Here is a 9,865-nt window from a genome sequence, read left to right on the forward strand (position 1 = left end):
CGACCGTCGCGGTGGCCGCGATATCGCCCTCCGCGCTTTCCAAACTGGCCTTTATGGTCACGATATCCTGGGCAAGGGCATCGTCGGCCTCGGATCGCACCAGCTGCTCGGACTTGAGCGATGCGGCGGTGTTGTTGATCGCGGCTGCGAGTAAGGTTTCGAGGCTGGCAATCGCCACCCGATCCTCGACGACCAGCGCTCGCATGTCCTGGGCCGAGATGGCGATGGCCTCCCCCAAATCGCGACGGGCGTTATAGAGGTCGACAGCGGCGCGAAGGCTCACGATATCCGCGTCGGCATCCGCCTCGGCCGTCGATACGCTCAGACTGTCGAAGCGGCGCCCGCTGACGGCCAGACCGTCCTCGGTCTGGGCCACACGCGTCTCCACGGCCGAAACGGCGGCGGCTGTCAGGGTGACGTCCTCTTCGACCACCACAAGGTCCAACTGGACCTGGTGGATGGCACGTGCGGCGGGGCTGTCGCTGGCGGCGGAAACGTCATTCAGGGCGGTGATCGACGCCATGGTCGCGTCCGTCGTCGCCTGAAGCGTCAGTATGTCCGCCGCAAGTGCTTCATCGGCCGTGGCCCGGGCGGTGGTCTCACGTTCGATCAGCGCGACGTTGCTGTCGATCTGTGCGCCGAACGACACTTTCAGCGACGCAATCGCTTCGCGATCCTCGCCGACCAGCGCCCGCATGTCCTGCTGCACATAAGCGAGGGATTGGCTGACGGCCTTGCGGTCGCGGTAGCCCTGAATAAGCTGCGCCAGAGTGGCCGCATCCGCGTCCGTTTGGCCCTGTTGCAGATACCGGACATCCGCGACCGTTTGCGTGATCGATGGCGCATCGAGCGTCCCGAGCTGGACCTCGGCGGAACTCACACGGGTTTCCAGCGCAGTGAAGTCGGTTGTCTCGACCTTCAGCACGATCGCGGTCTGCAACGCGTCGATATCGACCTTGGCGCTGTCGAGGCGAACGTTCAGACCATCGACAGTCGTGACATCCGCCTTCAGGGTTACCGCAGCCTCAAGCGCGTCGATATCGACCTGCGCCGTCGCCACCTGCAATTCCAGATCGTCGATCAGCGGTGTGAAGCTGGGATCGAGCGTGGCCTGCGCAAGCTGCTGGTTCACCCAAGTTTGTGTTGCCGTCAGGCTGATCGCCGCGTTTTGCGCATCCAGGCTGATCTGTACCTCGGAGAACTTGGCGGCGATGTCCGTTTGCAGCCCATCGAAGGCTGCGATGCGGATCGTGCCCTCGTCGGGATCCTCGTAGATCCCGGCGCCGCGCAATGTACTCTCTGTGCTGCTGACCTTTGTCATCGCCCAAAGCAGGTTCTGGCCGATCCGGTCTAGCGTGTCGAAGATCGACTGCTGCCTGACATCCTTAAGCTCGAGGTCGATGTCGATCCTGCCGATGTCCTGCAAGATCTCCGGGATATCGGCCTGGATACTGCCGATCTCGACATCGATCCGCGCGATATCTGCGGTGATCGGCGGGATTAGGTCAGCAATCGGCTGGATTGTTTCAAGCTCAAACGCAGCAATCAAGCTGCTGGCCGTGGCCCGCGCATCGTCATCGATCGCCTGAAACACCTCGGCGCTCAGATCCGCAATCGTCAGGCGCACATCGTCGGTGTGGACCAGGATCCATCCCGTCGGAACACTCGGCAGAGAGGTGACCAGCTCGGCGCGAACCTCATAATCGGTATCGGGGATCAGACCCTCCGATATGAATGCCTCACCCGCTGCCATGCGGGATGTGCTCCCTTGCGTGACCTGCTGGCCTGTCGTGCGCAGGCGAACCTCCCAGCGGATGCCCGGCGCCTCAATCGCGTCCGCGTTCCAGACGATGCGGATCTGGACGCGGCGCTCTATCTCCAGCGCATCGGTCTGGACAAACGCAAACGCATTGAAGCCCGGAACGCTCAAGGTGGGAATGGGCACCTTGCGCGACGCCGGGGCGCTCGATGGCAGGGTGAATGTCGGCGACCAGTCGTAATCGCCGGGATCGGTCTCGCGCAGGCCAAGCGTCGGGTTACCGGTGATCAGGGGGTCGGTCGTGGCGGTAAGCTCAAAGCTCTTTGAGATGTACCCGTTGCGCCCCGAGCTGTAACCGACCACGTCGAGCGGTTCGAGCTGGGTCGCATCGGGGCCCAGCGTCAACGAGTGCTGGCGCGCGCGGCGCTCGTTCTTGAGATAGCTCAGCTGTAGGCGTTGGACCTGATCGGGATAGGGCGCGGTGGGCAGGCGCAGATCGGCAACCCGGCGCTGGCCACCATCCTCCAGCTCATAGATCAGGTTATAGCGGGCCGGGGCTTCGCGCGATTGCCAGGCCGCATCCGGGTCGGGATAGCTGGCATGCACACCATTATAGATACTGTTGGCGGTCGGAAACGGCGTGAAGCTCTGTGTTTCCGAGACAACCACATCGTCATCGGTGAAGTAGAACACCGGCAGACCGGTCCCGCCGACGCGGATTTTGTAGGCGCCGCCCACTTCCGCCATCCGTCCTCCGCAGGCCTTGAGCAACTCATCGATGACGCTGGCCGGTTCATCGCTGACCGCAATCTCGAAGGCCGATCGATAAGCATTCTCAAAGCTGCCATCTGCGCGCTCGATCTGGACATCGCAGGCGTTCATTGCGGCCCACCAGATATCGAGCGGCAGATCCTCCGCCTCCGCGCCACCGCCCCAGATATGTCCGTCACCCAGGTCGATCCCGCGCAGAATGTTGTAGATCTGGACGGCAGTATTCGAGCTGGGCTCCCAACTCGCAGGATCCGCCCAGCGATGTGCGCCGACACCGCCGACCGAGCTGTCCTTGCGCGCATCGTAAAGCGGAATACCGCCCACCACGAAGCGCACGCGAGGAAACTGGACAAAGATCTCGCGATTATAGCGGAAGGTCAGAACGGCATAGGCAATACCCGCCCCGATGCGATCAGAGCCCCAGGGCCGCTCGTAGTCGCCGTATCTATCCATCAGCATCGGGTCGGCGGCGGTCTGTGTGCCGTCGTAGAACCGGACCCAGGCATGATCCGCGAACCGCCCCAGAACCGGCAGGCCATAATCCGCATGTGCCTGAGTGCCCAGCTCGACAAGCTCGCCATCCAGCACCAGCATATTAAGACCCGATAGCGGCAGATCGGACAGCTCGATCACATAGTTCAGGTAGGCATTGGGCAGCCCGCCCGCGCTGCCATGGCTCATCGGCGGGGTTACCAATTGACCGTCGGTGGCATACTCTGCCCCGATTACGAAAGATGCCGGATTGGTGCCACCCGTCATCGTCTGACTGGTCCGCAGACCGGCGACCTGGCTCGTCGGTTTGTCCATCTGCGCGGCCTGCAAGGCGCTCAGAGCAACGGTCACCAGCAACCGCCCGACCGTCGATGTCAGAAACTTGCCAACCGTGACACCCGCAAGCCAGGTGCTGGCAGCGGCCGTGCCCGCAAGCCCGGCGGCCAGGCCAGCCCCGGCGAGACCCGCGAAGAAAGCGCCAACCGGGGGCATCAGACCGTGAACCCGTAAGCCGCCGAGGTCAGCGGCATCACTTCCTGCCGCTCATACCCGACCAGGTATATCGACGGGCCCTGCACGACCCCCAAAGCCGGGCCCAAAGGCGTATCGACCACCGCTCCATCGCCGACCTGCAAAAAGGCTGTTGGGCGCGTCTCGAGATGGTAACGGGCCAGTGCGATATGATCCTCGAACCCGTCTTTGCGCAGAATGCGCAGGCCGCCCCGCAAGGTGGTGTAGCGGCCGCGATAGGGGGCGGCAAAGTCCACATCCGTCATCGCCAGCACGGCGCCTGCGAGAAACAGCGCGCAGTCATGAGTGCCGGGGTCGATTGACAGCCGCGCGGTCCTGCCGACATAGCCGGTCAGACGCGACATCCAATCCTTGCGCCGCTTCATCTTGGCTCCTCCACAGCTGTCGGCCTGGACGGGATCGCCGATGGGCTCGGATCGTTCGCGGGCGGTGCGCTCGCGCGCAGCTCGCCCCAGACTGCATCGACGGAACCTGTCATGTCGGTATCCTTGCGGAACCCGTCATCGGGTGCCCGCGCCCGCAGTGCGGCATCTGATTTTTTGAGCGAAAGCGTATTGCGCAACCGATAGGCCGCGCTGATCAGGGTGCAGGTCGCAGCGGCTTCTCCACCGGCTTCCGGCGTGATGATTTCCAGCTGGTCGATCACCCCCTTGAAGCGCGGCTCCGGCTCTTCCAGCAAGACACCGGAGAGCGGGTCGAAATGCGCCAGATGCATTTCTACCGGCGCCAGCTTGGTGTCGTAACCGCGCAGCGCGAGCTCGACCTCGGGTGCGATTGCGGAAAAGACCACGCGCTGGGTCCTGACCTCAAGGCCGATGGTAAGGTTGAGCGGGTCGGCCCCGAGCAGCGTGCCCGCACCGTAATAGGTACGGATCTCGCCCGCGATCTCGAAATCCAGATGATCGTCCCCGGTCCACAGACCCAGTGTCTCGGTCTGCTGGGTATCCCGATCGCGCGCCGCGACCCAAAAGAGCAGACGGGCATACCGCCCCTTTCGCGCGGCGTAGTGGCTTCTCAGAAGGGGGCTCCAAATCCGCATTTCTACCTCAGCGTCTGCACATAGGAAAACGCGACGCCTTCGGTCATCCAGGCGCCCTTGGTGCCCGCTGTCACCGAATTGGGTAGGATCACCGCCTTGCACGCCGGTTTGATCAGGGTCACGGCGGCCTCGGCCGCCGCCCCGGCCCGCACGAACGGGATCACTTCGAACTCCGGTGTGGCCCCGCCCTGATTGGCGGTCACCGTCTCATCCACCACTTGATGCAGCGCTGTCCGCACCGGGCCCGCGCCATAATCGAAGGACAGCATGTCACCACGCAAAAGCACATAGTCGGCTGGAAGACCGTGCAGGCTCAGCGTGCGCGGATTTGCGCCCAGGCTCTGGATGCGCGGCGTGGCGCCGACAAGCCCGCTGCCATCGGGGTCGTTCCGGGGCGCGGGATGCCGCGTATCGTAGGCCATGAAGGACCGCCCCGGACCGCGAACCGCCTGGATCAACGCCATGGCCGCTGACGCCTCGTCGGGGGTCAGTTTGGCCAGCAGAACCTCGCCGCGCCACAAACGCGGGCTGAGATCTTCGGTGAGGATATCGCCACCACCGGTCTGGCTCATCGAGACAATTTCGGGCAAGTCGGGCGTCACCGATTTGATCGGTAGCCGATCGATGAAATCGGCAGGCGACAGCGGGAAGGTCAGCATCGCCTAACGCCTCCAGGGCTCGCGCCGCTGGCGCTCGAAACTGATCGGGAACTGCACCCGATCATATTCTTCCAGTGCCCGCTGCATACCGCGATAGGCGGCGTCCTCGGTGTCGGTTGATGTCTGACTGCCAGTGATCTCGATGGTAACATGCAGACCTGGCGCTTGACCGCCGGTGGATGGGCCTGGGGCAGGGGAGGCATCGGTGATGTAGGCGGGCGGCGTTCTGGCCAGCTCCGCCTTCATCGCGTCGATCACGCGGGATGGATCGAAGGGCGAGATCAGGTTCACGGTGGGGGTTGACGGTTGACGCGGATGAATGGCACCGCCTGAGGCAGCGGTGACCGGCGCCAGCTCCTGCATCGAGGCCAGCTGTCCGGCGTTCATCGCCTCCAGCAGATCGCCGTATTGCGCGGTCGCGGCGGCGGTGACCACGAACTCGCCCGTCGACAGGAACGCAGGCACGCTGTCGGAGGTTCCGGTCCCGGGCCCTGTGACCCGCCCCCCGGTCGATAGGTTCGGGAAGAGCCCCTTGAGTGCGCCGCCGATCAACCCGCCGCTATCGGCGGTCCCGAAGATCCCGGCAAACGGTCCCTGACCAAAGAGCTGCGCCTGGATGGTCGCATCAAGGATCGCGGCGGTGATGTTTTCGAACACATCCTCGACGCTTGCGCCTTCGGCGCGGATGCTGGACATGCTGGCCGAGATGGTTTGGCTGAGGAAGTCGTAGGCGCTTTGCTGGGCCTCGATCTGGGCGGTCTCGGCGACGCGCTGCGCGATCAGATCGGCAATGGTCCCGGTCTCCGCCTCGGTCGCGCCCGCCAGTTCACCCCGCAGCCGCAGCATCTCCTTGCGCACCGGATCGCTCTCGCGCAGCACGTCAAGCTCGGTTTGCAGTTCCGCGATCAGATCTGAGACTGCTTCACGTTCCCGTTCGTAATCCGAGGCACCGCTGCCTCCGCGTGCGCTTTTTTTGGCCGGTTTGCGGGCCTCGCGGCGGCGGTTGGCCAGAATACCCGCCATCGCGCGATCAGCGTCGGTCTCGGGCAGATCCTCGCGGGCCCAGTCCGGGATGTCGCCCCCGGCAATGCCGCTCTCGACTGAGCGCGCGCCATAGGTCGGCGACAGGTTGAGCGCGGCCGAGAGATTGGAAAATAGCCGACTGGCTTGGTCCGCCGCGAGCGAGATGTTGCCCGCCATATCGACGGATGCGATGCCGCGCGAGGCATCGAACGCGGCGCGGATTTCGTCCTTCAGGTTCTGAACCAGTTCGACAGAGGCACGGGTGTGATCGGCGCTGGCCTGAAACGGGTCGGATGTCTGCTGACGCTTCGCGGCAAGACCATGGAGATCGCCGCGCCGCCAGGCGAGAAACACCTCGATAATCTGGCGGCGGGCTTCACGGGCCTTGGCGGTTTCCGCCCACATGCAGATAGCGACAGCTTGATGCTCGTTGAGAAGGTATTCTTGCGCCGGCCGCCCGCGACCGGATTTAGCCTCGGTTCGAGGGAGAATTGAATTTTGGCCCGCACGGGCCAAAATTATCTCGCCGTAGTCGGACAGCTCGGATTGATGGCGACGAATGATCTTGTTGACCTTGCTGATCGCCGAATAACCGAGCACGTCTTTCAACCGGGCACTGCTCACACGCGCATCGCCTTCAATCACCTGAAGATCGCTTTTCGTCAGGCCGCTCATTTCAGCAGCCCGGCATTGCGCAGCCGCATCTCATAAAGCGCGCGAAACGTCTCTTCGCCCACGCTCTCCAGCATCAACTGACGGATTTTCTTGGATTTTTCACCGTTCGTGCCACCGGTTGCCATCGGCTTGATACTGGCAATGGCGAACCCGTGATCGTTCGCCCACTTCGTCACGCTCAGGCCTTGGGCCTTCATCGCGCCCGCCCAAACCTCATAAAAGAAGGGACCGGGCTGTATTAACACCTCTGGCTTTGGCATAACTTTCCCTTGAGTTTTGATTCTGCTTTTGTTTCGAGAGCAGAATTTTCATTATTAGAAGCATTTTTGCTTTCCTTAAGGAAGCAAGTCAATGGGAATTTGTGACCAATGAGCGAAAATCCCGGTAAACGTCTGGCATTGTTTCGAAAAAAGATCGGCCTCAACCAAAGAGACTTTGCGTATCAATTGGGTTTCAGTCCCGGTCGCGTTGGCTCAATAGAAAGCGGTGCGTCCGCGCCCTCGCGGAACTTTCTGGAAAGAATGTCAGAGCGTTACCGCGTAAACGCTGATTGGTTGCTGTATGGACGAGGAGAGATGCTACACGATCAAGGTGTTGGGTTTGCGCCGGCTAATCCAACCCGTCCCAACATCAAGCCGCCTGACCGCGCGATGCCAATGGGAGGCGATTTCGTCTCGGGTGATCAGGCGTTCAGCTTTGTACGTCAGTTCGAATTGAGGGCGTCTGCTGGACCAGGTGCCGTTGTTGAAAGCGAAGACAGCAACTCTCAGATAGCATTTACACGCAAATGGCTTCTTGCGCGGGGTCTCGCCCCTGATTTGTGCGGTCTGGTCCACGCCAAGGGGACCAGTATGGAACCAGTCATACCTGATGGAGCGCTTATGTTGGTGGCTTTCAACGTAATGCCACCAATCGAACCGGGAATTTATGTGTATCGAGACGGCGACGACATATATGTCAAGCATCTGACAGTCTTGGAGAAAGATGGCTTTGATCGCCCAACTAAGGTATTGGCGACGTCTCAAGACCCTTCTCTACCGCCTGTCGTTCTGGCACCATCAGATGATAACGCGTTCAGAATCCTGGCCAGAGTGGTCTCGGTGATCTCTGACATAAGAATCTGAAATGGTTGGGTTTAGTTTGGTCTTGAGGTGCTTCGTGGAGTTATGCTTATGAACGGTTATCACAGCCATATTCTCGCACCCTTTGTGGCTCTCCTACTTTCTTTCCAGCCGGTGGCGGCGCAACGCGGCGATCATGATGTTTGTGGTTTCATAGCCTTTGGGGCCGAGCTCATCATGATCAACCGCCAGAATGAGGACTACAAGGCTCTGAGAGAAGACCTGCGCGGCTTATCTGGTCAGGATCCTGATTATCGCCAGCTCATTCGAGAAGCACTGGATCAGCCGGTCATGCCGACACTGGAGCAACAGCGGGACGCAATCATTGCTTTTCGTGAGAGCGCCCGCTCGCGATGCGAGAATTACCGGTTCGGTGCCCGTCGATACGACTGATAGCCCCGAAAATCACTTCCCAGTTCCAGCGACGATATGAACGCGATTTACTTTGCCAAGGCATTGTTATTGAACGCATAATCGCGAAGTGGGAAGCGCTGAGCTAAACTGGGAAGGCTTGTTCCCAGTTCGGACACCGGTTTTGGCGCGTTTTGGGACGCCATCTGCGCTCTTGTGCCGGGTTTTATCCTTTATTAAACAGGCCTTAGGCGGTTCGGGCGGCTTTGCAGAAATCCCTGTCACAAAATCCGGTCGGAGTCGCATAAGGGTCATTATGAGGCCGTTCTGCGTGACATCCATTTTGTGTTCCCAAAAGAACTTACAACGCTCTTAAGCCACTGTTTTATAGCCCTTTTTGCCGGGTTCTTCCGCCATCTTCGACCCTCTTCCGTGTACTGCAATAATAAGTGTCAAACTACAGTAGCTGTTGTAGCGGGTGTAGCGGGACACGGATTTTTTCCAAAATGACAGAGATATTTTCAACAAATGTTTTTCACAGAAGAGACATCTGACTGTCTACCGGCGAGCCCTCGCGGTCGCCACAAACCTTGAGGTAGGCGCGCATCATCAACTTAGGTGCATCTGGATGGTCGCTTGCATGGATCAGATAGAAGGACCTCTTTTTTCCGTCGAGGGTTTGATAGATCGGAAATGGCTTCACGAACTTGTATCCAAGCTCGTTCTGGAACCGGTCAGCCATGACTTGCAAGAGTTCGTGTTGCTTGAGCTTCGTGAGCTCCCTCCAATTGTCGTCGCCCCACCATGCGTCAAGCTCTTCAATCCTGTCGGGGCGTTAGCCGAGGCGTTCTTGGCCTTGTGAGTTGAGTGGCAAGATATCGGTCCAGACATCCGAGTATGGAAGCCCACGCTGTTCATCAAGATACCGTTTCTGCCTGGGGACTTTCCCGGGTGCACTTTGATGGATCATGCCTGCTTCGTAGGCTGCCTCCATCCGTTCTTTGGTCCAGCGCCAAACCTTCGTAACGCCCAAGAATTCGTATGTGAGGTTGGGGCGGTTCGGGTTCGGATTGACTAGGCTCAGGACCCATTGATTTCCCTTTATCATCATGATTCACGGCTCAAAAACGAGCGGTGAACATGTCTGATCTTTTCTGGTTAAGTGACGCTCAGATGGCGCGTCTGGAACCTTTCTTCCCCAAGTCCCACGGAAAGCCACGTGTTGACGATAGGCGCGTATTGAGTGGGATTATCTTCATCAATCGCAACGGTTTACGGTGGCGCGATGCACCCGCCGCCTATGGCCCGCACAAGACGCTGTACAACCGATGGAAGCGGTGGAGCGACAAGGGCATCTTCGCTCGCATGATGGTGGGTCTGGCCGCCGAGCACGGTGAAGAGAAGACGGTCATGATCGACGCAACTTAGGCCCGGTCGCCAGCAC

The 9,865-nt window shown here is 60.4% G+C and carries 9 protein-coding genes and 1 pseudogene; 3 read left to right on the top strand and 7 right to left on the bottom strand.

Features of this window, described 5'->3' with window-relative positions; translation table 11 throughout:
- The 6 genes from HEP69_RS09105 to HEP69_RS09130 all read right to left on the bottom strand — a co-directional run.
- Window positions 1–3,514, bottom strand: a 3,514-nt coding sequence (locus HEP69_RS09105) for a phage tail protein (protein ID WP_290558202.1), incomplete at its 3' end; no start/stop codon positions are given.
- Entirely contained in the window at window positions 3,514–3,918 is a 405-nt protein-coding gene (locus HEP69_RS09110) for a hypothetical protein (RefSeq protein WP_290558203.1), read from the bottom strand. The genes HEP69_RS09110 and HEP69_RS09105, both read right to left, overlap by 1 nt.
- Window positions 3,915–4,592: a hypothetical protein gene (locus tag HEP69_RS09115; RefSeq protein WP_290558204.1), complete on the bottom strand. Its 678-nt coding sequence runs from the start codon at window positions 4,590–4,592 to the stop codon at window positions 3,915–3,917. Before HEP69_RS09115 ends, HEP69_RS09110 begins: the two co-directional genes overlap by 4 nt.
- Before the next feature lie 2 nt (window positions 4,593–4,594).
- Complete coding sequence (locus HEP69_RS09120) at window positions 4,595–5,251, bottom strand: hypothetical protein (RefSeq protein WP_290558205.1); 657 nt, start codon at window positions 5,249–5,251, stop codon at window positions 4,595–4,597.
- Window positions 5,252–5,254: 3 nt separating this feature from the next.
- A complete protein-coding gene (locus tag HEP69_RS09125) occupies window positions 5,255–6,949 on the bottom strand; it encodes a hypothetical protein (protein WP_290558206.1) in 1,695 nt (564 codons plus the stop codon).
- Window positions 6,946–7,209, bottom strand: a complete 264-nt coding sequence (locus tag HEP69_RS09130; protein WP_290558207.1) for a hypothetical protein — start codon at window positions 7,207–7,209, stop codon at window positions 6,946–6,948. Before HEP69_RS09130 ends, HEP69_RS09125 begins: the two co-directional genes overlap by 4 nt.
- A gap of 108 nt (window positions 7,210–7,317) precedes the next feature.
- Here HEP69_RS09130 and HEP69_RS09135 point away from each other — a divergent pair, with 108 nt between their 5' ends.
- Together HEP69_RS09135 and HEP69_RS09140 are read left to right on the top strand one after the other, a co-directional pair.
- Window positions 7,318–8,073: an XRE family transcriptional regulator gene (locus HEP69_RS09135; protein WP_290558208.1), complete on the top strand. Its 756-nt coding sequence runs from the start codon at window positions 7,318–7,320 to the stop codon at window positions 8,071–8,073.
- Window positions 8,074–8,121: 48 nt separating this feature from the next.
- Window positions 8,122–8,463 carry a hypothetical protein gene (locus HEP69_RS09140; RefSeq protein ID WP_290558209.1) on the top strand — a complete coding sequence of 114 codons (342 nt, stop codon included), beginning with the start codon at window positions 8,122–8,124 and terminating at the stop codon, window positions 8,461–8,463.
- A 493-nt stretch (window positions 8,464–8,956) separates the two neighbouring features.
- On the opposite strand, the gene HEP69_RS09145 is transcribed toward HEP69_RS09140, so the two are convergent.
- Window positions 8,957–9,163, bottom strand: coding sequence for a hypothetical protein (locus HEP69_RS09145; protein WP_290558210.1), 207 nt, complete (start codon window positions 9,161–9,163; stop codon window positions 8,957–8,959).
- 398 nt (window positions 9,164–9,561) lie between these two features.
- On the opposite strand from HEP69_RS09145, the pseudogene HEP69_RS09150 reads away from it, so the two are divergent.
- Window positions 9,562–9,846: pseudogene (locus HEP69_RS09150) on the top strand (transposase); the annotation flags it as partial.
- Window positions 9,847–9,865: the final 19 nt, after the last annotated feature.

Origin of the sequence: Aestuariivita sp. (genome assembly GCF_021404545.1) — a bacterium.
Classification (GTDB): domain Bacteria; phylum Pseudomonadota; class Alphaproteobacteria; order Rhodobacterales; family Rhodobacteraceae; genus Aestuariivita.